Origin of the sequence: Lysinibacillus boronitolerans JCM 21713 = 10a = NBRC 103108, assembly GCF_000772935.1 — a bacterium.
Lineage (GTDB): Bacteria > Bacillota > Bacilli > Bacillales_A > Planococcaceae > Lysinibacillus > Lysinibacillus boronitolerans.
Genome location: NZ_JPVR01000077.1, coordinates 61,075 through 87,617, shown reverse-complemented (window position 1 = coordinate 87,617; position 26,543 = coordinate 61,075). Strand labels below are relative to the sequence as shown.

At 37.5% G+C, this 26,543-nt stretch carries 24 protein-coding genes and 1 riboswitch; of the genes, 22 read left to right on the top strand and 2 right to left on the bottom strand.

Annotated features, from left to right (window positions below; genetic code table 11):
• Positions 1 to 8 precede the first annotated feature (8 nt).
• The 8 genes from CD31_RS14815 (at position 9) to spoIIP (ending at position 8,431) form a co-directional block, all read left to right on the top strand.
• Entirely contained in the window at positions 9 to 1,142 is a 1,134-nt protein-coding gene (locus CD31_RS14815; RefSeq protein ID WP_176408498.1) for a glycosyltransferase family 4 protein, read from the top strand.
• A gap of 1 nt (position 1,143) precedes the next feature.
• The gene (locus CD31_RS14810; RefSeq protein WP_036078657.1) at positions 1,144 to 2,817 is read left to right on the top strand and encodes a GNAT family N-acetyltransferase; all 1,674 of its coding nucleotides are present in this window, start codon (positions 1,144 to 1,146) and stop codon (positions 2,815 to 2,817) included.
• A complete protein-coding gene (locus CD31_RS14805) occupies positions 2,798 to 3,544 on the top strand; it encodes a hypothetical protein (protein ID WP_244905034.1) in 747 nt (248 codons plus the stop codon). Before CD31_RS14810 ends, CD31_RS14805 begins: the two co-directional genes overlap by 20 nt.
• A gap of 4 nt (positions 3,545 to 3,548) precedes the next feature.
• Entirely contained in the window at positions 3,549 to 4,541 is a 993-nt protein-coding gene (locus tag CD31_RS14800) for a polysaccharide deacetylase family protein (RefSeq protein WP_036078656.1), read from the top strand.
• Positions 4,542 to 4,918: 377 nt separating this feature from the next.
• The gene (locus CD31_RS14795; RefSeq protein WP_016992339.1) at positions 4,919 to 5,905 is read left to right on the top strand and encodes an agmatinase family protein; all 987 of its coding nucleotides are present in this window, start codon (positions 4,919 to 4,921) and stop codon (positions 5,903 to 5,905) included.
• A 115-nt stretch (positions 5,906 to 6,020) separates the two neighbouring features.
• Complete coding sequence (locus tag CD31_RS14790) at positions 6,021 to 6,908, top strand: 5'-3' exonuclease (protein ID WP_036078653.1); 888 nt, start codon at positions 6,021 to 6,023, stop codon at positions 6,906 to 6,908.
• Positions 6,909 to 7,020: 112 nt separating this feature from the next.
• On the top strand, positions 7,021 to 7,560 hold the full coding sequence (locus CD31_RS14785; protein ID WP_036078650.1) for an RNA polymerase sigma factor: 540 nt from the start codon (positions 7,021 to 7,023) through the stop codon (positions 7,558 to 7,560).
• Complete coding sequence (gene spoIIP, locus CD31_RS14780; protein ID WP_036078649.1) at positions 7,550 to 8,431, top strand: stage II sporulation protein P; 882 nt, start codon at positions 7,550 to 7,552, stop codon at positions 8,429 to 8,431. Before CD31_RS14785 ends, spoIIP begins: the two co-directional genes overlap by 11 nt.
• A 16-nt stretch (positions 8,432 to 8,447) precedes the next feature.
• On the opposite strand, the gene CD31_RS14775 is transcribed toward spoIIP, so the two are convergent.
• Positions 8,448 to 8,951 carry a C39 family peptidase gene (locus tag CD31_RS14775; RefSeq protein WP_036078648.1) on the bottom strand — a complete coding sequence of 168 codons (504 nt, stop codon included), beginning with the start codon at positions 8,949 to 8,951 and terminating at the stop codon, positions 8,448 to 8,450.
• A 58-nt stretch (positions 8,952 to 9,009) separates the two neighbouring features.
• Entirely contained in the window at positions 9,010 to 9,354 is a 345-nt protein-coding gene (locus CD31_RS14770; protein WP_081010969.1) for a thioredoxin family protein, read from the bottom strand.
• Between the two features lie 353 nt (positions 9,355 to 9,707).
• Between CD31_RS14770 and CD31_RS14765 the strand changes: the two genes are divergently transcribed.
• The 14 genes from CD31_RS14765 to CD31_RS14700 all read left to right on the top strand — a co-directional run bounded on the left by CD31_RS14765 (position 9,708) and on the right by CD31_RS14700 (position 26,533).
• Positions 9,708 to 12,092 (top strand): 3-hydroxyacyl-CoA dehydrogenase/enoyl-CoA hydratase family protein, encoded by a 2,385-nt coding sequence (locus CD31_RS14765; RefSeq protein WP_036078644.1) that lies wholly within the window; start codon positions 9,708 to 9,710, stop codon positions 12,090 to 12,092.
• 50 nt (positions 12,093 to 12,142) lie between these two features.
• Positions 12,143 to 13,315, top strand: a complete 1,173-nt coding sequence (locus CD31_RS14760; RefSeq protein WP_036078642.1) for an acetyl-CoA C-acetyltransferase — start codon at positions 12,143 to 12,145, stop codon at positions 13,313 to 13,315.
• Positions 13,316 to 13,441: 126 nt separating this feature from the next.
• Positions 13,442 to 15,226: an acyl-CoA dehydrogenase family protein gene (locus CD31_RS14755; protein ID WP_016993952.1), complete on the top strand. Its 1,785-nt coding sequence runs from the start codon at positions 13,442 to 13,444 to the stop codon at positions 15,224 to 15,226.
• 183 nt (positions 15,227 to 15,409) lie between these two features.
• A complete protein-coding gene (locus CD31_RS14750; protein WP_004228225.1) occupies positions 15,410 to 15,766 on the top strand; it encodes an arsenate reductase family protein in 357 nt (118 codons plus the stop codon).
• 81 nt (positions 15,767 to 15,847) lie between these two features.
• On the top strand, positions 15,848 to 16,228 hold the full coding sequence (gcvH, locus tag CD31_RS14745) for a glycine cleavage system protein GcvH (RefSeq protein ID WP_004228227.1): 381 nt from the start codon (positions 15,848 to 15,850) through the stop codon (positions 16,226 to 16,228).
• 91 nt (positions 16,229 to 16,319) lie between these two features.
• Complete coding sequence (locus CD31_RS14740; RefSeq protein WP_004228229.1) at positions 16,320 to 16,661, top strand: toprim domain-containing protein; 342 nt, start codon at positions 16,320 to 16,322, stop codon at positions 16,659 to 16,661.
• 14 nt (positions 16,662 to 16,675) lie between these two features.
• The gene (locus CD31_RS14735; RefSeq protein ID WP_036078640.1) at positions 16,676 to 16,987 is read left to right on the top strand and encodes a thioredoxin family protein; all 312 of its coding nucleotides are present in this window, start codon (positions 16,676 to 16,678) and stop codon (positions 16,985 to 16,987) included.
• A gap of 56 nt (positions 16,988 to 17,043) precedes the next feature.
• Positions 17,044 to 17,147, top strand: a riboswitch (SAM riboswitch).
• Positions 17,148 to 17,229: 82 nt separating this feature from the next.
• Positions 17,230 to 18,258 carry a methionine ABC transporter ATP-binding protein gene (locus CD31_RS14730; protein WP_036078638.1) on the top strand — a complete coding sequence of 343 codons (1,029 nt, stop codon included), beginning with the start codon at positions 17,230 to 17,232 and terminating at the stop codon, positions 18,256 to 18,258.
• Positions 18,248 to 18,916 (top strand): methionine ABC transporter permease, encoded by a 669-nt coding sequence (locus CD31_RS14725; RefSeq protein ID WP_004228234.1) that lies wholly within the window; start codon positions 18,248 to 18,250, stop codon positions 18,914 to 18,916. The genes CD31_RS14730 and CD31_RS14725 overlap by 11 nt, the downstream gene beginning before the upstream one ends.
• A gap of 68 nt (positions 18,917 to 18,984) precedes the next feature.
• Entirely contained in the window at positions 18,985 to 19,836 is an 852-nt protein-coding gene (locus tag CD31_RS14720; protein WP_016993956.1) for a MetQ/NlpA family ABC transporter substrate-binding protein, read from the top strand.
• 186 nt (positions 19,837 to 20,022) lie between these two features.
• A complete protein-coding gene (locus tag CD31_RS14715) occupies positions 20,023 to 20,895 on the top strand; it encodes a response regulator (RefSeq protein ID WP_036078636.1) in 873 nt (290 codons plus the stop codon).
• Positions 20,892 to 21,935: a HEAT repeat domain-containing protein gene (locus CD31_RS14710; RefSeq protein WP_036078634.1), complete on the top strand. Its 1,044-nt coding sequence runs from the start codon at positions 20,892 to 20,894 to the stop codon at positions 21,933 to 21,935. Before CD31_RS14715 ends, CD31_RS14710 begins: the two co-directional genes overlap by 4 nt.
• Complete coding sequence (locus tag CD31_RS14705) at positions 21,936 to 23,357, top strand: glycosyltransferase family 2 protein (RefSeq protein ID WP_036078631.1); 1,422 nt, start codon at positions 21,936 to 21,938, stop codon at positions 23,355 to 23,357.
• Positions 23,354 to 26,533 (top strand): hypothetical protein, encoded by a 3,180-nt coding sequence (locus tag CD31_RS14700; RefSeq protein WP_036078629.1) that lies wholly within the window; start codon positions 23,354 to 23,356, stop codon positions 26,531 to 26,533. Before CD31_RS14705 ends, CD31_RS14700 begins: the two co-directional genes overlap by 4 nt.
• The last annotated feature ends 10 nt before the right edge of the window (positions 26,534 to 26,543 follow it).

The following is a 26,543-nucleotide window of genomic DNA, read 5'->3' as shown; positions in this document are numbered from 1 at the left end:
AATAAGGAGTGGCCATACTGAAGATCGTTCAGCTTATTACACGAATGGATAAAGTTGGAGGTGCACAAAAGCATGTGGAGGCACTTGCTATCCACTTAAAACAGGATGGGCATGATGTCACAGTAGTGACGGGCTCCTATCAACCATCACTGTGGCACTTACAAGCGCATAAAATTCCTGTTATCAGTGTGCCTGCTCTTCAACGGGCTATTCATATAACGAAAGATTTTCAAGCATTTTGGCAATTAAGAGCCGTTTTCAAACACCTACAACCAGACGTTATAGCCACCCATTCATCCAAGGCTGGTGTGATTGGTCGCGTAGTCGGTAGTTTGTTACGAATTCCTACTATTTTTACGGCACACAGCTGGAGCTTTACAGAAGGTGTTCCTCAAAAGAAAAAGCTGTTCTATCATCGGTTGGAAAAATCAATTCAGCCATTCACGACAAAAATTATTACGGTGTCTGAATATGATCGGGAACTAGCACTACTGAAAAAGGTTGCTCCTGCTCATAAATTACTGACGATTCATAATGGCATTGACCCTATAGAGAGAAGTGAGACAACTGAAAAGATATGCATGGAGGAGCAGCCAGTCATTGTCATGGTTGCTCGTTTTGAAGTGCCTAAAAGACAAGATATTTTGTTAAAGACTTTAGCGGAACTGACGGATATCCCCTGGCACCTTCAATTGATTGGGGATGGTTCTCTGCGTCCAGCTCTAGAACATTTCGTTGAACAAAATGGTTTGTCGAATCGTGTAACATTTTTAGGTAATCAATTAGACGTTCATTCTTATCTAGAGAAATGCCACCTGTTTGTTCTGTTATCAGATTGGGAAGGCTTGCCGATTTCGATTATTGAAGCGATGCGTGTAGGTCTTCCTATTATTGCAACAAATGTAGGTGGTGTGAAAGAGCTTATTTTTGATTATGACAACGGATTTTTAGTGGAACGAGAGAATAACGAATTATTGCAGAAGAGGCTGCGTCAATTATTAATGGATGCTACTTTAAGAAAGCAAATGGGGACGGCAAGTGAACACCGTTATTTACAATATTTCACCTTTAACCCCATGTATCAAAAAACATTGGCTGTTTATCAACAGGCTGTTTCAGAACTAGTGAAGAAAGGGGATTAAATTGCAATTAATTCGCATTAGAACTGATGATGAGCTTATGTGGTACAAGGAAATTTGGGATGCCATTTTAGAAGAAGAGGACAATGATAATCCGTTTATAGAATTTGCTTGGTTTTATAATTGGTGGCAAATTGTAGGTCGGAAAGAGCGTGTAGAGCTTTACGCCATTGAACATGAGGGTACGATTATGGCTTTTTTCCCCTTTACAGTGTCTATTCGCTTAGGGGTAAGGGTGTATGCTTTTGCAGGAGAAAACATCGCCAATTATACAGGGGTTGTGTCTAAAAAGGAATGGTTACAGCAAGCTACAACTTTTGTTTTTGATGAGCTTATTAAAAAGCATCGACATATTCTTTTTTCTTTGCATGGTTTATTAGAAAGTAAGATGTCTACTAAAATCTTAGAGCAATACTTTGTAGAAAGACAATTACGTACAAGTCTTTTCCGAGTTGTGACACCCTATCTTGCCTTTTCAGAAATAGATTTTCAGCACCATTTCAACCAACGTCGAAAAATGCATGGCGTTGATCGACGAGAACGAAAACTAAAAAATTTAGGCTCCTTAGCAAGGCGCGAACCTTCACAGGACGAGCTTTGGCAAATGTTTCGATTATTTGATCGTCGATGGGCAAAAAAACTGGATACAAGTGGCTTTACAAAAGGCAAGAAGAGAGATTTTTTTGAGCGTTTAACGATGCTTAAAGGTGAGGCATTACAGGTAGAGGTCGATGCACTTGTCTTTGAAAACCAGTGGATTGCTTTCACCTATGGATTATGTTGTCGTGGTCGCTATGTGACATATGCTCTTGCGCATGAGCCAACCTTTAATTTATTTGGCGCTGGTCGGATAATCAATCAGGAAACCATCCAGCGAACGTTTGCTGCTAACTATCGCTTATTTGATATGAGTATAGGCTATGAGCAATATAAATTTGACTGGCGCTCCGACATTGATTTTACAAGACAGATGCTTGCTAGCAGCGGTACGAAACGTACAAATTTACTGGCAGGGTTTTTATCGTTAAAGCAACGACTTAAGGAATATATGAAAGGGAACCATCGAGTCGTAGATTGGAAGCGTAACACACTGGGCCATTTACGTTATTTAGTAAAGTATGGAAAGGTAAAAGATTGGCTAGAATATGGACAACAATTCGTAGAAAAATTTATTCGGTTGAAACAAGTGGAGCTGTATGAGTTATCCCCATCAGAGGACGTATCACCACAGCAACCTGTCGGGAATTTATTTGAAGAAATGTCGATTCAGGAAGCGATGCAGCTTGATCAGGAAGAAGTCATGGCCCTCTTTTATAAGGGCTATACAATCTATAAAGACTCCTTTGCAGAAACGAATAAGCCAGCGTTTGCATTACATGCCGCAAATTGGCGAGTGGATTCAATGCAAATTGTAGAAGCCTTACCGAAGCAAACCTATTTTTTAGCCTATGATGTTTTCAAACAAATCGATATTATTACAGCTTTTTTCCGAAAAATAAAACCAGCACAAACATTGTGGGTAACGGTAAGTTTTTGGCAATGGCGCAAGCGCAAGCGTTTAGTACAGCTAGGCTATAAACCTATTTCTCGAATGAAACATTATAAAATTGCTCGTTTTGAGCGACACCATGTAGAAAAATATACAGAGAGTGGGGGCGATGTACATTCTGTCCATTAAAAGTAAGCGATGGAATATCGCAATGCAGCATTTTTATTTTCTCGAAAAGCCAGCCAATTTTCGAAAGTCTATGAAAGTTGTAGGCTATACGCATTCACTAGTACCAAGTCGGAAGCTTGTGAAAAGCGAAACAATTCATATTCATTTACAAGAGCATGAGCTTTCATTGTATTTAGCACTGTCTGAAGGTAATCGTAAAATCTTACGACGTGCCCAAAAAGAATCGTATCAAGTCATTTTGTATAAAGAGCCATCCATAGAAAACTTGAGAGCTTTTCAGCAATTTTACAATCAGTTTGCCAAAAGGAAGAAAATTGAAACCATCGGCAAGTCGCAAATGGAAACCATCCTGCTTCTCAATCAGCAGGGCGCATTATTATTATCGGAGATCCAGAGTTTTTGTGGACAGACATTATGTTATCGATTAGATATTGTGCATGAGAAAAAAGCGATGTCTTATTACGAGGCAACATGTCATGCAACAGCTTTGCCTGCCCAATTAAAACGTCCTTTCCGGTATGCAAATCGGTTTTTGATTTGGCATAACCTGCTACATCTAAAGGAGCAAGGTTTTGTCTTATATGATATGGGGGAATTAACGGACAATCGAAATGTACGAGCCTTTAAATTGAGCTTTGGTGGCCAGGTTGTTCATGTTTACTCAGGCTACATTATCCAATCAAAAATACGTGCACTACTACTAGGTGTGCAAAAATGGAGGAAGTAGCAACATGAATGGTGGGGGTCTCGTTATTTCATTAGATTTTGAGCTAAATTGGGGTGTCCATGACGTATTTCGTTATGGACAATACAATAAAAACCTATATGGTGTACGTAAAGCCTTGCCCAGGATACTAGCGTTATTTGAGCAATATGACATCCATGCAACTTGGGCTACCGTTGGATTATTATTTGCTGAATCAAAGGCAGAAATGGCTCATTATTTACGAGGTATCCCTGTGAAATATGAAAATATGCGCTTTGCAGCACATACACAGCTAGCAAAAGTAGGCGACAATGAACAAGAGGATCTCCTGCATTTTGGTAAATCATTAATTGAGGAAATTAAACGTACACCACATCAGGAAATAGGAAGTCATACCTTTTCTCATTTTTATTGCTTGGAGAAGGGCCAAACGAAAGCTGCCTTTTGTGCTGATTTACATGCAACTAAAACAATCAGTGACGGCTATACTGCGCCCATGAAGTCCATTGTGTTTCCTCGTAATCAAATAAACAAAGACTATTTTACAGCTTGTTTAGAAGCGGGATATGTTTGCTATAGAGGCACCGAAAATCATGTACTATATGACGCACAAAAGTTTACGAAAAAGGGAAGACTTTTAGGTGCTAAGAAGTGGATAGATAGCTATTGGAATATAACTGGCCATCATATAGCCACCTTGGAAGAAATGCAAGAGGAGCAACTGATTAATATTCGATCAAGTGCTTTTTTAAGGCCATACTGTAGTCCATTGCGGATATTCGAAAATTTAAAAGTAAAGCGAATAAAGGAAGGCATGCTCAAGGCTGCACAGGCACAAGCCTTTTATCATTTATGGTGGCACCCTCATAATTTTGGCAAGCATACTGATAAGAATTTGGCGATGCTAGAAGAGCTATTAAGTTATCATCAAGAGCTGCGTAGCCAATATGATTTCCAAAGCTATTCCATGTATGAGGTAGCAGAACTTTGCGAAAGCCATTCGAAACAGCAAAAGTAGTCGAAATGGAGGGGGACTCTGCTTGATAAGAGGGATTTCTCGACGAAGAGTTGACCTAAGTATTGGCAAAAATAAGGGTGGCTATTTGAAGAGTATTTGATAAAAGCAGGTTGAAACCCGCTCACAAAGCAGAGAATTGGCATAACCCTAACTTAAATACATGCAATTTCTGAGCAAACTGATTTCAAGTTTGCTTTTTTTGTTTGATCAAAAGAATATTTTCAATATAAAAGGAAAAAAGAAAATCTTTGACGAAAATCATTGTACGAATGGTACTATTACTATAGAGAAAATATGTTAGGACATTTATAGGAGAGCAACAATTAGTGTAGGTCAATTTAACTTGAGTGGAATAGAGAAGAAGGTGGTAGATGAATATGTTTATACAATCAGAATGCCAATGGAAGCAGGAAAATGGATCAGCTATGCATCAGTGGATAAAGCAGCAAGCAAATCCGAATCCAAATGAGGTAGATATTGTTGTATATGGTGCTCTTTTATCGTATGCCAATGGTGCGTCATCAAAAGCACAGTACCCAACAGCGTTTCGAAAGGCTTGGCCAGGTTTTCAATCGTATAATCTAGATGAGCAGGTGAATTTGCGTGCCCTTTCAGTTGTGGATATCGGGGATGTGGCGATTCTAGAAAAGGATAGAATGCTTTCGGAATCTGCCATTGAGGCCGCTGCAGAAAATTTAAGTATAGCCTATCAAAGAAGCTTTACTTGTTTAATTGGGGGAGATCATACAATTACCGCGCACTCCATAAAGGGTATAAAAAATGCCTTCCCACAGGATCGGATTGGCATCATTCAGATTGATACGCATTTAGATGCAAGAAACCAAGAGGAAATTGGTTTAGCGCAAGATTCTCCAATTCATCAGTTAATTGCAGCAGGGGTTGTTGAGGGGAGACATGTCTATAATGTCGGTTTGCATGGATTTTTCAATTCACCTGAAATGATACATTATGCTAAAGAACAAGGCATCCATATGATTACGTTAAAGCAAATGCGACGTGATGGTATTCAGCTCACAATACGTGAAATGCTACGTCAGCTTATGTATGAAGTAGATCGTATTTATGTGTCAGTGGATTTAGATGCACTTGATATTGTATTTGCCTGTGATGTTCCTGCAGCCTCGCCAGGTGGTTTAACTGCTTATGAGTTGTTTGATATCCTCAAGCTTATTGGAGAAAATGAGGGTGTTCGTCATATTGACTTTGTTTATGCTGATCCTAAAGAAGGCATACTGCGTCCAGAAACTGTTAAAATCGGTGTGACGGCATTTTTGCAATGGTTAACAGGCATTCAGCTAGATCATCGCAATCGTATTTCGAAAAAAGGGAAGGTTATGTTGTAGAGCAAGCGTATTTCCGAGTATTAACAATGCTGATTTTTGAAAGTTTGCTATAATGTTTAAGTAGAAAACAATAAATTAATACAAACTTTGTATTGTAATAGAGAGGAAATTTATTATGACAACAAAACCAAAATTATTGATTGTCGACGGTATGGCACTGTTATTCCGTTCTTTTTTCGCTTCGGCTGCCATGGGGCATTTTATTCGCTTGGCAGATGGAACACCAACGAATGGAGCCCAAGGATTTGTGCGCCATGTTCTAACAGCACAAACTATTATGAAGCCAACACATATGGCGGTTTGCTGGGATATGGGGGCACATACATTCCGCAATGATTTATTTGATGGCTATAAAGCGAATCGCCCAGCACCACCAGAGGAGATGCTACCACAATTTGATATGGCGAAAAATTTATCGCAGCAAATGGGCTGGCAAAATTTCGGCGTGAAGGGCATGGAAGCGGATGATTTAATTGGCTCCATGATTACAAAATGGCAGGACGAGGCAGACATTACGGTCATTAGTGGAGATAAGGATTTACTTCAGCTTTTAAGACCATCTACAGAAATTGCGTTTATGAAAAAGGGCTATACAGAATACGATATTTATACACATGCTCGCTTTAAAGAAGAATATTGTATTGAACCTTCACAGTTTGCACAGGTGAAAGCCTTTATGGGTGATTCAAGTGATGGCTATCCAGGTGTGAAAGGGATTGGCCCTAAACAAGCGTTAACGCTTATTCAAACATATGGCTCGATAGACAAAATACTGGCATCACTTGGTGAATTGAAGCCAGGCCAAAGAACAAAAATCCAGGATAATTTAGAAATGTTGCAGCTATCACATGAGCTTGCAACAATTCAAACCAATGTACCAATTGATGCGGATTTTACGAGTCTTGTGGTACCGACGTATGAACCACATATTTTTAAAGAAATAGAAGAGCATGGCTACACGCTAATTGCCAAGCACGCCCGATCTTTGTATACCCTTATTTAGTTGATCATCGCAGAGTATAGTCATATGCTCTGCTTTTTTTATTGAAATTTTTTGTAACCTTTTTTCACTTTCAAACGAATTATAAGTGACAATACATGGAGGAGGGGAGAGCTTGTTTGATTCGCCTAATTTAGAATCAAAAATAGTAGAAATTTACAATTTGTATTATTTGGATGTATATCGGTTTTTGATTTATTTTATGGGTAATCGAAATGATGCAGAGGATTTAACACAAGAAGTATTTATTCGAGTTTTGAAAAGTTTACCAAAATTTAATAGTAACTATCCTTTAAATACTTGGATATTATCAATAGCAAAACATGTAGCAATCGATCATTATCGAAAAAAGAGATTTACGACCTTATTTAAAGAGGGATTTTTTAAACAGTTAGCATCAAGCGATAAGAAACCAGATGAAGAATTTGAAATAGCAGAAACGAAAAGATTAATCCATGAGGCTATTGCAACATTAAAGCCCAATTTCCGAGCTGTTGTCATTCTCAGAGGTATTAATGAATTTTCAGTAAGTGAAACTGCAGCCGTTTTACAATGCAGTATGGCGAAAGTTAAAGTGGATTACCATCGAGCTTTGAAGATTCTGAAAAACAAACTAAATATAGATGTAGAGGGGGCTTTGCCAAATGCAAAATGAGCAGGAATTAATGGATGAGCTAAAAGAATTGTACCCTCAGCATCCATCAAAAGAGTTTAAAAGCACAACGGAAAAGATGCTTCGAATGAAGGCGAGGGACTTAGAGAAAAAAAGGAAATTTATAAGATTTACGACGATTATTTCAAGCGGCGTTTTCGTATCTATTTTCGTTTTTTGTTTGCTAATTCTTGAAAGAGATGGGGTCAACCATACATTTGGACAATCTGCACAAACGTTAGCAAAGCCTCTAGTTTACATTTATCACACGCATAATCGGGAATCTTATTTTCCCGAACTTGACGTACAAAAGGAAAAGAGGACGGCAGTGAGTGAAACGAAAAATGTTACGCTTGTTGGGAAAAGGTTAAGTAAAGCATTAAATGATATGCAAATTAATGCCATTCATGATAATTCAGATATCTTTGGCGTCTTAGAAAAATATAATAAGCAATACACAGAAGCCTATTTATTTTCTGGTTACTATTTAAAAAAAGCGTTAGAAGACAATGACAGTATTCAGATGGTGTTTGACATTCACCGAGATTCCAGTAGTAGAAGTGATTCAACGATCGAAATAAATGGTAAATCATATGCAAAGATCCAATTTATTGTTTCGAAAATCAGTATTAATTATGAGCAGAATAAACAATTTGCTGTACAGCTTCATGAACAATTGGAGCAACGATACCCTGGGCTATCGAGAGGAGTTATAGAAAAGGGAGAGAGACCAGCCAATACCTATAATCAAGACCTGCATGGAAATTCATTGTTACTAAATATTGGAGGGGCGGAAAATAATCTGGAAGAAACCTATCGAACTGCTGATATTTTTGCAGAGGTAATTAAAGACACCTTAAAAAAGAGCAATTAATAGTCTGTAGTTTGCCCTAGTAAGGTGCTAATTTAACAAAGGATAATACCTTTTCGTTATCTTTATAGAGAGCCTGTCGAATTTGGCTATCACGTTGTGGACCACCATTATCATGGAATATTAGCCATAGTTCATCATTTTTTATCTCATAGCCAATAAGCGGTACCCAATGATAAGCAAAGGTTGATTTTTTATCTCGCCACTGAAGGCTAAAATAGCGATCAAAACGCATAGCAACTGGTCGGCCTGCGTCAATTTCCTGTAAAGCTTCCTTTAATGAACAAGTTCGAATATCCCAGGTTGGAAGCAGTTGACGAAGATTGTGAATCAGTCTCCATTTGAATAAGCCAATTTTTGTACCACCAAGCAGTTTATATAGCTCATTAATAGAAGGAGTTGACTCGTTTAAAAATTTTAAGATGACATGAATCGTAGTAGGTCCACAGGCAGAATTGCGATAGTTTGGCGCAATCGATTCATCGTATTGTGATTTTCCAAGTAGTATTAATTGTTGACGCATAATGGAATCTCCTTTCAAAAAGAGCTGCATTTCAAGAAGAAATGCAGCTCTCTCGCCATTATTGTTGAGCAGATAAAAATTCTGTTACTTGCTGAGGTGTTTTTGCATTTGCACTATGTAAGTGTGCAAGCTTTTCACCATTTTGGAAAATCAATAGACTTGGAATTCCCATAACATCGTACTTATCAGCGATTTCTGGAAGCTCGTCACGGTTTAGCTCATACCAGTCATATTGGTTGTACTCTTCAATGATTGGATCGATAAACATATTCATACGTGTGCAATCAGGGCACCAGCCAGCATAAAATTTCACTAAAACTTTTTGATCGCCAGCGATTAATTCGTTAAATTGTTCTGCAGTAGTAATAGTTTTCATTAAGTATTCACTCTCCTTGCTTTCCATTCTACACATTTTTCTTGCAATCTGAAAGTTTTCTGTTTGGCCGTTTCGATCGCTACTTCTTGTCCTCTTTTAGCTCGTTAAAAACAAAAAAAGATGTATACTGCAAAAATAATTCTTGAAAAAAGATTGCTAAATTAGACAAAATAATCTACACTAAAAACAGAAAAGTAGTTTTATCTTCATTCATTGAGAAGTGTCGTTTTGGAACGAAGATAAACCTTAGTCGTGCTTGGTTGAGTGGAGGGAATCTCATTCAACAAAAGGACAAAAAATTTACTAAGGTACACTTGATATTTTTTTGGCCAAAAAATGAATGGCTATTCATTCAATGGGAGAATAAGGGGGAATTGCTTGTGACTTACAACATTAAAAAAGCAGCTGTTCTAGGTTCTGGGGTGATGGGCTCTGGAATTGCAGCACATTTAGCAAATATCGGTATACCAACATTACTATTGGACATTGCACCAAAGGAACTGACGCAAGAGGAAGAGGCAAAGGGTCTTTCTTTAGAGCATCCAGCTGTAAGAAATCGTATTGTAAACGGAGCTTTGCAAAAGTTATTAAAGCAAAAGCCAGCACCACTTACTTCTAAGAAAAATTTATCACTACTAACGGTTGGCAACTTTGAAGACGATCTAGGGAAACTAAAAGACGTAGATTGGATTATTGAAGTTGTTGTAGAAAATTTATCAATTAAACAAAGTCTTTACGAAAAAATTGATGCTGTTCGTACACCAGGAACAATCATTAGTTCAAATACATCAGGTATTAGCATTAATGCGATGGCAGAGGGGCGTTCAGATGATTTCCAAAAACATTTTCTTGGCACACACTTTTTCAACCCACCTCGCTATTTAAAATTATTAGAAGTGATTCCTGCCAATACAACTGCACCTGAAGTAGTTAGCTTCATGAAAACGTTTGGGGAAGATGTGCTTGGTAAAGGAGTTGTACTTGCAAAAGATACACCAAACTTTATTGCCAACCGCATTGGAACATATGGTTTACTAGTCACTTTACAGGAAATGTTAAAAGGTGGTTACTCTGTTGGTGAGGTAGACTCTGTAACAGGGCCGCTTATTGGCCGTCCAAAGTCTGCAACTTTCCGTACGCTAGATGTAGTTGGTTTAGATACATTCATTCATGTAGCGAAAAATGTTTACGATCAAACAACAGGTGACGAGCAGCAAGTATTTGCAGTACCTGAATTTTTACAAAAAATGGTCACGAACGGTTGGCTAGGAGCAAAATCGGGTCAAGGTTTCTTCTTAAAACAAGGAAAAGAGATACATGAGATTGATCCAGCAACCTTAACGTATAGTCCAGCCAAAAAATTAAAAACACCTTCTATTGAAATGGCAAAACAAACTCGTGGATTAGCCAATAAAGTGAAGGCGTTAACCTATGCGAAGGATCGTACAGGTGAGCTATTATGGGGTATTTTTGCACCAACGCTACTTTATTCTGCACAGCTACATGGTGAGATTGCCGATGATATCGTAGCCATTGATAACGCGATGAAATGGGGCTTCGGCTGGCAACAAGGGCCATTTGAAATTTGGGATGCTATAGGCGTAAAAGATTCTGTGGCGAAAATGGAGGCTGAAGGCCGAGAGGTACCTGCATTTGTCAAAGAGATGTTAGCAAATGGGTTTGAGACATTCTATACAGAATTAGACGGTGATTTAGCATACTATGATGGTTCACAATATGTGAAAGTGCCAGTGAATGAAAAAGAGATTAATTTAAAACGCTATAAGAAAAAGCATGGTGTGATTAAATCAAACACAGGTGCCAGTTTAATAGACTTAGGTGATGGAATTGCATTACTTGAGTTCCATTCGCAATCCAATGCGATCGGTTTGGATATTATCCAGATGATTAACTTTGCAGTAGATGAAGTAGAGGCTAACTATAAGGGCTTAGTCATCGGCAATCAGGGGAAAAACTTCTGTGTTGGCGCAAATCTAGGAATGATTTTAGTAGAAGCACAGGATGATAATATATTTGAGCTAGATTTCGTCATTAAGGCATTCCAAGATGCCATGCAGAAAATTAAATATTCACGTAAGCCTGTTGTAGCAGCACCATTTGCTATGACATTAGGTGGAGGAGCAGAGGTTTGCTTACCAGCTGCACATATTCAAGCAACAATGGAAACATATATGGGCTTGGTGGAAGTAGGGGTTGGATTAATCCCAGGTGGTGGCGGAAATAAAGCGCTCTATCAAAAATTCCTAAAGGGCTTACCAAACGGTGTAGAGGTAGATTATCAACATATTGCTAATAAAGTATTTGAAACAATTGCGATGGCGAAGGTTTCAACATCTGGTGAGGAAGCACGTGAAAATAATTTCCTAAACTTTGCGGATGGTATTTCAGTTAATCCAGATCATCAATTGTATGATGCGAAGCAGGCGGCATTAGCGCTTTACGAAGCGGGCTATCAACCACCTGTACCAACAAAAGTACCAGTGGTCGGTGCATCAGGCTATGGTACATTACTCATCGGTGCGCAAGGGATGTTTGAGTCAGGCTTTATTAGCGAACATGATTTAAAAATTGCTAAAAAATTAGCTTATGTTATTGCAGGTGGAAAGGTTCCGTACGGCACATTAGTCGATGAGCAATATTTATTGAACTTAGAGCGTGAGGCATTCCTTAGCCTTGTTGCTGATCCGCTATCACAGCAGAGAATGCAACACATGCTGTTAAAAGGTAAACCACTTCGTAACTAAATTGACGAAATAAACCAATCTTGCACATGAAACAAAGGGGGATTAATACGATGCGTGAAGCCGTTATTGTAGCAGGAGCACGAACTCCAATTGGAAAAGCAAAAAAAGGTTCTTTAGCAACAGTAAGACCAGACGATTTTGGTGCTGTCGTAGTCAAAGAAACACTGAAAAGAGCAGGCTATGAAGGGCCGATTGATGATTTAATTTTAGGCTGTGCGATGCCAGAAGCAGAGCAAGGAATGAATGTAGCACGTAGTATTGGGGCACTTGCTGGATTACCAGATACAACCCCTGCTCTGACGATTAATAGATTTTGCTCATCAGGTTTACAGGCGATTGCCTATGCAGCAGAGCGAATTATGCTAGGACACTCAAAGGCCATTCTTGCTGGTGGTGTAGAATCCATGAGTATGGTGCCGATGGTAGGGAATACACCACGTTTAAATCCGACTTTAGCGGAAACGGCTCCACAATATTATATGGGCATGGGACATACAGCTGAGGAAGTAGCTCGTCAATATAATGTTAGTCGTGAAGATCAAGATGCTTTTGCTGTTCGCTCGCACACGCTTGCTGAAAAGGCAATTAAAGAAGGTAAATTCAATGATGAAATTGTACCAATCGAAGTGGAACAGCATTACGTAGACGATAACAATAAACCACAAGTAAAAAAATTCACATTCAGTATGGATGAAGGTGTACGTCCAGGTACATCAGTTGAAGGTTTAGCAAAATTGCGTCCAGCTTTCCATGTAAAAGGCAGTGTAACGGCGGGGAATGCCTCTCAAACTTCCGATGGTGCAGCAGCTGTACTAGTAATGGATCGTGAAGAAGCTGACAAGCAAGGACTGACACCAATGGCAAAATTCCTAGGCTTTGCAGTAGGCGGTGTACCCCCTGAAGTAATGGGTATCGGGCCTATCGTGGCAGTGCCAAAAGCGTTGGAAATTGCAGGCTTATCCATCGATGATATTGATTTATGGGAAATTAATGAAGCGTTTGCTTCACAGTCATTACAGGTGGTACGTCATTTAGGCATCGACCAAGAGAAAGTCAATGTCAATGGTGGAGCGATTGCATTAGGTCATCCATTAGGCGCAACGGGAGCTATTTTAACTTTAAAGCTAATTCATGAATTGAAGCGTCAAGGGAAGAAATATGGCGTCGTGACAATGTGTATTGGTGGCGGCATGGGTGCTGCTGGCGTATTTGAAATTCTATAAATTTTGCTAGATCAGCTTGAGGTGTACTGTTTACGGTTGCCTCCGAACATTGTATACATCAAGCTTTTCTATATATGATCATTAGGGGAATCAACTAACAAAAAGATATATTGGGAGGAATTAATCATGACTGAAAAAACAACTGATTTCATTAAAGGCGGCGGATTTCTTATTGAAGATGTGGAATTAGATCGTGTATTTACACCGGAAGATTTCACTGACGAGCATAAAATGATTGCTAAAACAACAGAGGAATACGTAGCAAATGAAGTTTTACCAGTAGTTGAAAATTTAGAGCACCATGAATTTGAGCATTCAGTGCGTCTCCTAAAAAGTGCAGGCGAATTAGGCTTACTTGGAGCAGACGTGCCTGAAGAATACGATGGGCTAGGATTAGACAAAGTTTCTTCAGCTTTAATCGCTGAAAAAATGTCTGTTGCAGGTGGTTTCTCTATCACACATGGTGCTCACGTTGGAATTGGGTCATTACCAATTGTTTTATTCGGTAATGAAGATCAAAAGAAAAAATACTTACCTAAGCTTGCTTCAGGTGAATTAATCGCTGCCTATGCATTAACAGAGCCAGGTTCAGGTTCGGATGCTCTAGGTGCAAAAACGACTGCCAAATTAAATGAAGCTGGCACACATTATATTTTAAATGGGGAAAAACAGTGGATTACGAATGCAGGCTTTGCTGATGTATTTGTTGTCTACGCAAAAATTGATGGCGATAAATTCTCTGCCTTTATCGTAGAACGTGCCTACAATGGTGTTTCAGTTGGCCCTGAAGAAAAGAAAATGGGGATTAAATCATCATCAACTCGTACATTAGTATTGGAAGATGCGGAAGTACCTGTAGAAAATCTATTAGGCGAAATTGGTCGTGGTCATATCATTGCGTTCAATATTTTAAACATTGGTCGTTATAAACTAGGCGTGGGCACAATTGGCGGATCGAAGCGTGCATTGGAGTTAGCTATTCAGTATACAAACCAACGTCAGCAATTTAAAACAAAGCTTTCTGATTTCAATCTGACAAAAGAGAAATTATCTACAATGGCTTCTCAACTGTATGCATCAGAATCATTAAACTATCGTACGGTTGGTCTATTTGAGGACCGCTTAAGTCAGTTAAGCCCTGAAGAGCAAAAGCAAGGAAAAGTAATTGCAGGCGCTATCGCTGAATATGCCATTGAATGCTCCATTGCAAAAGTCTTTGGATCAGAAACATTAGATTACATTGCAGATGAAGCAGTACAGCTACATGGAGGCTATGGCTTTATGGCTGAATACGAGGTTGAGCGTATTTACCGTGATTCTCGTATCAATCGAATTTTTGAAGGTACAAATGAAATTAACCGCATGATTGTACCTGGCACATTTATGAAAAAGGCGCTAAAAGGTGAGTTACCATTATTACAAGTTGCTCAAAATTTACAGCAAGAGCTGCTTATGCTAATGCCAGAGGACATCGGTACAGAGCCTCTAGCACAAGAAAAATATTTAGTGAAAAATGCGAAGAAAATTGCTGTATTAGCTGCAGGTTTAGCAGCACAACGTTTTGGAGCAAAACTTGATCAAGAGCAAGAAGTATTAGTGAACATTGCAAATATCGCAAACCAATTATTTGCAATGGAATCAGCTGTCTTACGTACAGAAAAGGCAATTGCTCGTGATGGTGCTGAAAAAGCACATCAAAAATTGCTCTATACGCAAATCTTCTGTCAGGAAGCATTCGCAGAGATCGAAAAAGAAGCAAAAGACACAATTCTTGCTTCCGCAGATGGCGATGCAGCTCGTATGACATTATCTGCACTGCGTAAGCTAACTCGCAATAATCCATACAATTTAATTGCGAAGAAGCGTGAGGCTTCAGTTAAATTAATTGATGCTGAAAAATATATTGTTTAATAGTGCAAATTTAACCTAGCTATCTGCAAAAGATAGCTAGGTTTTTTATATGAGATGGATAATCGTAAAAGCAATGGATAAATTTGCACAACGGATGGATAAACTTACAAAAAAGAGTGAAGTTCACCATTGAAAACAACTATGATGGTATACTACAGAAAAAGACAGAAGAGGAGCATTGTAATGACGATTCAATTTTTCCATTATCCGAAATGTACAACATGTAAAAAGGCACAGAAGTGGTTAAATGAGCATGAGGTTTCCTATGAAGAGGTACATATCGCAGAGCAACCGCCAACTAAGGAAGAATTAACAGCTATTTGGCAAGCTAGTGGACAACCTTTGAAGAAATTTTTTAATACCTCAGGTATGAAATATCGTGAGCTTGGCTTAAAGGACAAGTTAGCAGAAATGACGGAGGATGAGCAGCTTGAGCTACTAGCTTCAGATGGTATGTTAATTAAACGCCCCATCGTCACAGATGGAAAAAAAGTTACTTTAGGTTTTAAAGAAGTAGATTTTGAGCAAGCTTGGAAATAACCGTATTAAACCTTGTATTTATAGGAGAAGTATGGCACACTGAAAGTGAATATATTACATATTTATGGAGGGGTTTTTTGCATGAGCACACCTAAAGACTTACGATACTCTGAAGAACATGAATGGGTAAAAGTAGAAGATGGAAAAGTACGTATCGGTATTACTCACTTCGCACAATCTGAATTAGGAGATATCGTATTCGTTGAGCTTCCACAAGTTGGCGACGAAATCAAAACAGATGATCCATTCGGTAGCGTAGAATCAGTAAAAACTGTTTCTGAATTATATGCACCCATCTCAGGTACTGTAGTGGAAGTAAATGCAGATTTAGAAGATAGCCCAGAATTCGTTAATGAATCACCATATGAAAAAGCATGGATGATCGTTGTTGAGCCTGCTGATGCATCAGAAGTCGAAAAACTAATGACAGCAGAGCAATACGAAGAAATGATCGCTGAATAAGACAAGCCATAATCGAAAAACGTCGGCAACTACCGGCGTTTTTTGTTATATAATGACTTATAAGTAGGGATCTCTAAATGGAGGTGGCGTAATGTTCGAGGGAAAATGCTTGATAGTAGAAGGGCGCTCAGATAAGCTACAAATTGAGCCTATTTTGAATGAGAATGTTACAATACTATGTACGAATGGTACAATTGGTGTGCATCAATTAGAAGAACTACTGGATCCCTATGAGGGCTGTGAGCTATTTACTTTTTTTGATGCAGATACTTCAGGCGATAAGCTACGTGCATTAATGGACAGACATTATCCAGAAGCTGAACATCTGCGCACAATGCCAACGTACAAGGAAGTAGAAACAACACCAAGAAAAGTGCTAGCGATGATTTTACTGCGTGCACATTTTTCAATCCATAATGAATATATTTTGTAAGGTTGCGTGAGTAAATGGAAGAATGGTCAACAGAGCAGTGGGAAGCGGCTAAACAGTCGGGAGAGAAAACTGCATTTTATTTATATACACCGATGTGTGGAACGTGTGCAGTGGCATCTAAAATGATGTCCATTATTGAACAATTACTGCCACAGCTACAAATAGGTAAAGCAAATATCAACTTTTTGGAACACATTGCCTATGAGCATCAGATTGAAAGTGTTCCATGTCTACTCATCAGTGATGGCGGAAAAGTGACAGAAAAGATTTATGCCTTTCAATCCGTACCATTTTTATATGAATTGTTAAAAAAATCAATTGACTGAACTTTACTAGCGTGGTAAAGTATCAAATATATTACTAAAACATTAAATATATCGAACTCTTATGAAGAGTGGCGGAGGGAAGTGCCCTATGAAGCCCGGCAACCATCACAATGTGAAAAGGTGCCAAATCACCCAAAGATTTTTCTTTGAAAGATGAGAGAACGGTTTAACGTATAATACGTGACCCCTTCTACTTGTCTGTGAGTGAAGGGGTTTTCTATATGAGAAAAGGAGTATTCGCTATGATCCAGCTTCAAAATATTACAAAGAAATACAAAACAGCAAATGGCGAATTAACGGCAGTCAAAGACGTCAACCTTACTATTAATAAAGGTGAAATTTTTGGCATTATCGGCTATAGTGGCGCAGGTAAAAGTACCATGATTCGTTTACTAAACGGTTTAGAGAAACCAACAGCAGGAACAGTAACGGTGAACAATCAGGAATTTTCATCGATAAAAGGACAAAAGCTTAGAGCAGCTAGACAAAAGGTAAGTATGATTTTCCAGCATTTCAATTTACTTTGGTCGAGAACAGTTGCCGAAAATATAGCTTTCCCTTTAGAAATCGCAGGCTTTCCAAAGGCTAAACGTGAAGCACGTGTGAAGGAATTAATAGCCCTTGTAGGCTTAGAAGGACGCGATAAGGCATATCCATCCCAGCTTTCTGGTGGACAAAAGCAGCGTGTAGGGATTGCACGTGCATTAGCGAATAATCCAGAGGTTTTACTATGTGATGAGGCGACATCAGCACTTGATCCTGAAACAACGGATGCCATTCTTGATTTACTCGTAGATATAAATGAACGCTTAGGCTTAACAATCGTCCTGATTACCCACGAAATGCATGTCATCCGCAAAATTTGTCATCGTGTAGCGGTGATGGAGGCAGGCGAAATTGTGGAACGTGGTGAGGTATTACAAGTCTTCCAAGCACCACAAGCAGCCATTACCAAAAAGTTTGTCTCTCAAATTACAGACACTAAGGAAACACAGGATACGGTAGCACAAATTAAAACAAACTATCCAACTGGACAACTTGTCAAATTAATTTTTGTTGGTGAAAAAACAGAACAGCCTGTTATCTCACATCTTGTGAAACAATTTGATGTAGAAGTAAGTATTGTTCACGGAAATATTTCGCAAACAAAAAATGGTGCATATGGTACATTGATTGTACAAATTGATGGCTCAAAGACAAACGTGGCAGAAGCCCTTCGTTATTTAAATACAGTCGAAGTACAAACGGAGGTGATTGCAAATGCTAACTAATCTCTTTCCGAATGTAGACTGGGAAAATATGTGGCAAGCTACGTATGAAACTTTATACATGACAGCGATATCAACGGTTGTGACATTTATTCTTGGGTTAGTCATTGGTATTGTTCTATTTTTAACAAGTCCCAATCAGTTATGGGCAAATAAAATCGTTAACTTTTTAACAGGATCACTCGTTAATATTTTCCGTTCCATTCCATTTATTGTATTAATTATTTTATTAATTCCATTTACGAAGTTTTTACTAGGTACAATTCGAGGTGCCAATGCGGCGTTACCTGCTTTAATTATCGGTGCAGCACCGTTTTATGCTCGTATGGTATTAATTGCGTTACGTGAAATTGATAAAGGTGTTATTGAAGCAGCCCGTTCAATGGGAGCAAAAACTTCTACAATTATTTGGAAAGTATTGGTCCCTGAATCATTACCTGCTTTGATTTCTGGTATCACGGTAACGGCTGTTGCTCTTGTAGGTTATACTGCGATGGCAGGAATTATCGGTGCAGGTGGTCTTGGTAACTTAGCCTTCTTAGACGGCTTCCAGCGAAATCGCCAAGATGTGACATTAATGGCAACTATTTTGATCTTAGTAGTCGTATTTATTATTCAATGGATTGGTGATTTAATTACCGAGAAAATTGATAAACGCTAGCACGGAAATGAGGTTATTCCGGTTTTTACCGCTAACATATTTTAAACAAATAAAAGGGAGTGTCATAAATGAAAAAGTTATTAGCAGGATTATTTTTATCAATACTTGTACTAGCATTAGCAGCTTGCGGTACAGATAAAAAAGAAGATGAAAAATCAGCATCTGGCGATCAAACAGATAGCAAAGAAAGCGTAACATTAAAAGTAGGTGCTTCTAACACACCACACGCAGTTATTTTAGAAAAAGCAAAACCGATCTTAGCTAAAGAAGGCGTAGACCTAGAAATTGAAACTTATACAGATTATGTTCTACCAAACCAAGATTTAGAGTCAAAAGATATTGACGCAAACTATTTCCAGCACATACCTTACTTAGAGCTACAAATTAAAGACAATGGCTATGATTTCGTCAATGCAGGTGGCGTTCATATTGAACCAATCGGTATTTACTCAAAAAAATATAAAAAGTTAGAAGACCTGCCTGAAGGCGCAACAATTTTGCTTTCTAACTCAGTATCTGACCATGGTCGTATGCTATCATTGTTAGAGGCTAAAGGCTTAATTAAATTAAAAGAAGGCATTGATAAAACAGCAGCAGAATTAAAGGATATTGAAGAAAATCCTAAAAACTTTAAATTCGATGCAAATACTGCACCAGAAATGCTTGTACAAATGTACGAAAATGATGAAGGCGATGCAGTACTTATCAACTCTAACTTTGCCATCGATAACGGTCTAAACCCAATCGAAGATGCTATTTCTCTTGAAGATAAAGAATCTCCATATGTTAACATCATCGCTGTACGTGCAGGTGATGAAACAAAACCTGAAATTAAAAAATTATTAGAAGTATTAACATCTAAAGAAATCCAAGACTTCATTTTAGAAGAGTGGAAAGGTGCAGTAGTACCAGTAAAATAAGAATTAAAAATTTTAAAAAAGGGTACATAAGTTTACGACTTATGTACCCTTTTTTTTGTAGTTATATTGTGATGTCTATTTATGTTCAGATATTGTTTAGTCACATTTATTACTATAGTAGTGTTGTTAATCTACGAAATAAATGATAGAAAGTAATAATAGAAAAAACTAGATGGAGTGATTCTAATGAATGATATAAAATTCACCCATGACATCATGCAAGAACATGAAGTAGAACGCTACTTTAAAATATGGCGAGAAAGTGTTATTAGATCACGCCTTACTATAACAGTAGTCTTTTTAAAAACAGCTAATTCTACACAACTAAATGAAAATGTAAAAGATCAAGTTACCTCGTTTTTACAATCAAAAATACGCAAGACAGATTTGCTTTTTCAATTATCCGATGGGGATCATTGGGGCATCTTCTTTTTACAAAGTAGTGATTTAGAGGCTAGGGCGTTTTTAAAACGAATATTTGCCATCTTAAAAGCAGAACGGAAGTTCCAACAAATTGCATTAAAAGCCTCTATAACAGAAATAAGAAGTAATAACGTTATTTTTGAAGAGCTGATAAATAAAAATAAACAGATGTTATCAGGGGATGAGCAATTGACATGGAGTATAGCAGAGGTAAAGGATTACTGTGAGCAACCAACTGAATTAGTGAAAGTTAGTATTATTGAGCAAAACGCAATTTTTAGACAAGTATTAGAGTCAACGCTTAACCAAATAAATATCCCTTATTTTTCTTTAGATGTAAAGGTTTATGAGGATGGCTATAGCTTTTTGCAATCGGATGATTATAAATCAGGGCATATGCATCTAATTCTTATGAATGATATTTTACCTCTAAAAAATGGCTTAGAAATATTGCATATCTTGCGACATATGCCAAATGAAAAGAAATTTATTATTTATATGATGTCAGAACGCAATTCTGAAGGAGCCGCACTAAATGCTTATGAAGGCGGTGTTGATGAATATATTGTCAAACCATTTAATTTACGTTTGCTAGAAGCCAAAATTAAAAGAACGTTTACGAGGTTTTGGCTATGATCGTGCTGTCTATTTTTTCGCTTTTTATAATAATCCTCCTTTTATTTGTTGTGCTCTTTATCTTTTTAATGTATTTACTTGTTCAGCGACAGCGTGAAAGCTATTTTGAAAAAGTTCGTGACCGTTATTTACAAAATTATTCTCAACTTTGGTATGATTACTTATTCAATAACGCACTATTTAGTATCGTATTGGTACCTCGAGGAAGGGCGCAAGTAGAAGCTATTGAAAGAATTTTTTCATCCTATTTAAAGAATATAAGGAATGAACAGGTGGAACTAAAAATTAAACAATTCTCCAATCAATATTTAAAAGCATTCTACGAAAAAGATTTATCAAGTAGACGATGGAGTATTCGAATGAATGCCCTCTATCGAATTGCAGACTTACAAATAGATCAATTGCTAACGAAGTGCCAAGAATTCGAAAAAAATAACATTACTGATGAAGAACATTTCCAGTTATTAAAAATATACTCCCTTTTCCAACCAGATTTATTTATGGAGAAAATAAAAAATTCCAATGTAAATTACGCTGAAAGTGAATATAGAAGACTGTTTGTATTATTAGATGATAATGTATTTATTCAATTTTTCCATGATTTTAATAGCTTGCCAGCTAATATGCAATTTGCTGTTATTGATACTGCTGCTGTAAAAAGAAAGATGGAGTATTTGGAGGAGTTAAAAAAATTATTAGACCATGATACGACGGAAATAAACATCAGAGCATTAAAAGGCTTTTATGAAATAGGTATTATTGATGAGATGGATCCCTTTATCCCTTTTGTGACCTCAGAAATGTGGGAAGCAAGGTTAATGGTTGCTAAAATTTTCAGGCATGTACCGCTTACTTACACTTATAGTTATTTAGAGCAACTTCTTCAAGATGAGAATTGGTGGGTACGTTCTCAAGCGGCAAAAACGATTGTAGAAGATCGACAAGGTATAGCTAAATTACAGCAATTCATTGAATCCTCAAATGACCAATATGCAATTGAAATGGCCCAGGAAATTGCAGCGAGAAAAGAGGGGAAGTAAATGAAAATAATTGACTATTGCATGATGTTTTTTGGGGGCATTATTTTATTTTATATGCTGTTCGTTATCGTTTCATATTGTACAATGTTCATCATTGCTATGCTGGATTTAAGAAAACGCTATCGTCTCGATCTATCAGAGTATGATGATGCACATATAGATGCTTTTTATTCAAAACCCGTGTCGTTACTTGTTCCTGCTTACAATGAAGAAGTAGGGGTTGTAGATACAGTTTATTCATTATTGAATTTACGTTATCCTCAAACTGAAATTATCATTATTAACGATGGGTCTACAGATCTAACCCTTCAAACGGTCATCGAACATTTTCAAATGAAGCCAATCAACAAAATTGTCCGAACTAACATCCCTACAAAAGATATTAAGCAAATATATGAATCTGAAATCTATAAAAATTGTATTTTAGTTGATAAAGAAAATGGTGGTAAGGCTGATGCGTTAAATGTGGGTATTAATGTCTCTCAATATCCGTATTTTTGCTCCATTGACGGGGATTCCATTTTAGATGAAAAATCCTTGCTGCGGGTGATGAAGCCTATCATTTTATCTGATGGTGAGGTCATTGCAGCAGGTGGTAATATTCGTATTGCAAATGGCGCAAAGATGCAGTTTGGCTCTATTTATGAGACTCAATTACCTAGTAATTACTTAGTAATCATGCAAGTAATCGAATACTTGCGGGCATTTTTAATGGGGAGAATAGCCTTAAGTAAATTCAATTTAGTCCTTATTATTTCAGGAGCATTTAGTGTTTTCTCTAAAAAATGGGCTGTTGAATCAGGTGGATATTCAACCAATATTATTGGCGAAGATATGGAACTTGTAGTGAATATTCATCGACTTATAAAAGAAAAAAAAGAAAATAAACGTATTGAATTTGTACCCGACCCAGTTTGCTGGACGGAAGCACCTCAAACATTAGGGGTACTGCGCAATCAACGAAGAAGGTGGCATCAAGGGTTATTTGAAAGTCTATGGAAGCACAAAAAAATGACCTTGAATCCTAGATATGGCATGATTGGATTTCTTTCGTTCCCGTATTTTTGGCTAGTAGAATGTCTAGGGCCTCTTGTGGAGTTAGGAGGTTATATTTATATTGTCATAGCCTTTTTCTTAGGGAAAATTTATTATGAGGTTGCACTCATGCTGCTACTACTATTCGTTATTTATGGTGTTATTTTTTCAATAGCGGCAGTATTGTTTGAATCGTGGAGTATGAATACGTATCCGAAAAAAAGAGAATTGTTACGCATGATTCTTTTAGCGTTTACAGAAATTTTTTGGTATCGCCCACTAACATTATTCTGGCGCTGTGAGGGATTAGTTCGTTTTGTCTTAAGAAAAAGTGACTGGGGTAATATGAAACGTGTCGGCATTGCTGAAAAGGAGAAAAGTGTATGAAACGAATCTATATAGGGGTTATGGTCGTACTAGTCCTCATGATAATCCCTATTACATGGTGGTACTTAGAAGATGAAAAACAGCTTAATGTGGCCATTATAGATAAAACCGTTCCGAATGAGTCTTACCGAGAGCATTTAGGGGTGAATTGGTTTTTAAACCATTATAAATATAGATTAAATAATGAACCTTATGACGTAGAACGCGATTACTATGGTACGGTTCCAAATGATGAAACTAAAAGTGTTGTAGAAAAGAATTTGCCAAAGGATTATAGTGACTATGATGTCATTTATTTGGCAGATACGTACGGAGTTTATAAAGATGATTTACAACAAACAAAACGTTTAGGTGAACGTTCTGAAAAAATTGTTGGGGGACTTGAACAAAAAGAATGGCAGGCAATCGTCGAACGCTTAGCCAGCAAAAAAAAGAGTATGTTAATTGCTGAGTATAACACGTTTGCTTCACCAACATCAGGGGAAGTTCGTAAAGAATTACAGGATTATTTAGGAATCACATGGTCTGGCTGGATCGGGCGTTATTTCGATGAGCTTGATTATCATAAAAACTTAGAAATACCGCAATGGGTGATCGATGAACATGGCGATAATTGGTCATATAAGGGTGGAGGATTTTTACTATTTAATGAAATAACAGAAGAGCTACTTGTACTTGAATTGGACAAGCATGTTAAATCTGCAGGTATTCAAGTGCAGTTTACTGAAAATGGTAAAAAATTCTTTCATTCATCTGCAAGGGCACAATACGATTATTGGTTTGATATTATTACACCTAAATATGCTGAAGATGCTCTTGCAAATTATAAATGGGATTTAACGAAAAAGGGAACAGAGCTGTTAAAGGCTAATGGTATTCCAGAACAATTTGCAGCAATTGTAGGTCAAGATAAGCGCTACACATCTAGTTATTATTTTGCGGGAGATTTTAATGATATCGCACGGGTACCTAATATTTATAAAATAAAAGGGTTACCTACAATCTATAAATATGCTGAGAAGTATGCGGACAGTTCGTTTTATTGGTCCATTTACATCCCAGTAATGCATAAAATAGTTGATTCATTTGAGCACAAAGAGGTTCAGGACACTGTGAATCATGAGAAATTAAACTATAATGCACGAATTCAGGGACAATCTTTTGAGGTGCTAAGAGATGGAAAATGGGAACCAATCGTATTTAAGGGTGTCAATATCGGAATGGGGAAACCTGGCGCCTTTCCTGGAGAAGCAGCCATTACAGAAGAGGAATATTATCGATGGTTTAAACAAATAGCAGAAATGAATGCCAATACGATACGAGTCTATACATTACATCCACCTGGCTTTTATAGAGCACTTGCTAAATATAATGAAGAACATCCAAAAAATCCATTATATGTTTTACATGGGGTTTGGATTAATGAAGAGGGCTTAGCAGATTCATTGGACGCCTATGATAAAGATACGTTAGAAGATTTCCAATTAGAAATGAAACAAATGGTAGATGTCATTCATGGAAATATCTATGTGGAGCCTCGCCCAGGACATGCATCTGGCTTGTATGATGTAGACGTATCAAAATATGTTATAGGATGGGTACTAGGAATTGAATGGTATCCACACATGGTTGTGGGAACGAATGAAAAACATGCAAATATTGGTCAATACAACGGTACTTTTTTTGAAACAAAGGGTGCATCTCCGTTTGAGCATTGGCTAGCAGAACAAATGGATGTGGTGTCAGTTTATGAAAAGGAAAAATATAACTGGCTACGTCCAATGAGTTTCACGAACTGGGTCACAACTGACATTCTTGAACATCCGTCAGAGCCATCAGAGGAGGAAGATTTAGTAGGGGTCAATCCAAATGTTATTTTTACGAAAGGAGAAATGACTGCGCCGGGACAATTTGCTTCCTATCATGTGTATCCTTACTACCCTAACTTCTTTAATTTCGATAAAGATTATTTAAATTATGTCGATTTCCGAGGGAACAAAAATAGCTATGCAGGTTATTTAAAAGAGCTCCATGAAGCTCATACTATGCCTGTTCTTATTGCGGAATTTGGTATCCCAGCATCACGTGGTAAAACACATGATAATGTATATGGTTGGAATCAGGGGCAAATGTCAGAACAAGCACAGGGAGAAACACTTCAACATTTATTTGAAGATATTATGCATGAAGGGCTCATGGGAGGACTTGTTTTTACATGGCAAGATGAGTGGTTTAAACGAACATGGAATACGATGGATTATGATGATCCGAATCGTCGACCATATTGGTCCAATGCTCAAACAAATGAGCAACAGTTTGGATTATTAAGCTTTGATAGACTTAAGGTAAAAGTAGATGGAGAGACAACGGAATGGACGGGTAAACAGCTATATGATACTGCACCAAACACTCCAACAGATTTTGCAGTAGACTATGATGAGCGCTATTTGTACATTAAATTAAAAAGTGAGGAGTTAGCCAATACCTCCCCTCGTATTTTATTAGATGTTGTACCAGGTCAAGGAAATACGTCTGCTACATCTATAAAAAATATGACGTTTTCAAATGGTGTTGATTTTATAGTTGAGCTCAATAAAAATGGTCAATCTAGGGTTGTTATTGATGAATACTACGATTTCTTTGATTATTTATATGGCCACCGTTTAAATTTAGTTGCTCCCCGAATGGCTAATGCCATAGAAAATAGTGGAAAGTTCGCCCCTATTTACTATGTGTTAAATAAACAACTATTTTTACCTGAGCAAAATAGAACGACTGATTTTAGTATCTACGAAACAGGAAAATTACTTCAAGGAAATGCTAATCCAGAAGCAAAAGATTATGATTCTTTAGTTGATTATACTTGGACCGATGACAATGTTATCGAACTTCGCATCCCTTGGTTATTGATTCAAGCTAAAGATCCGAGTCAGCGTGAGTTTATAGGTAACCTGTATACAAATGGCGATAAAGCTGCCGTTAAAGTAGACAATATTTATATTGGTGCTTTATTTGTAGATAAAGAGAACAACGTTGTTCAATCTATGCCAGCAGCTACTAATGGTATTTTACCACCACTGTCTGCTTATACATGGGAAACATGGCAAGTTCCAAAATATGAAGAGCGCTTAAAACAATCCTATTATATTTTACAAAAATTATTTAAAGCATATTAAAGGAGCTAAG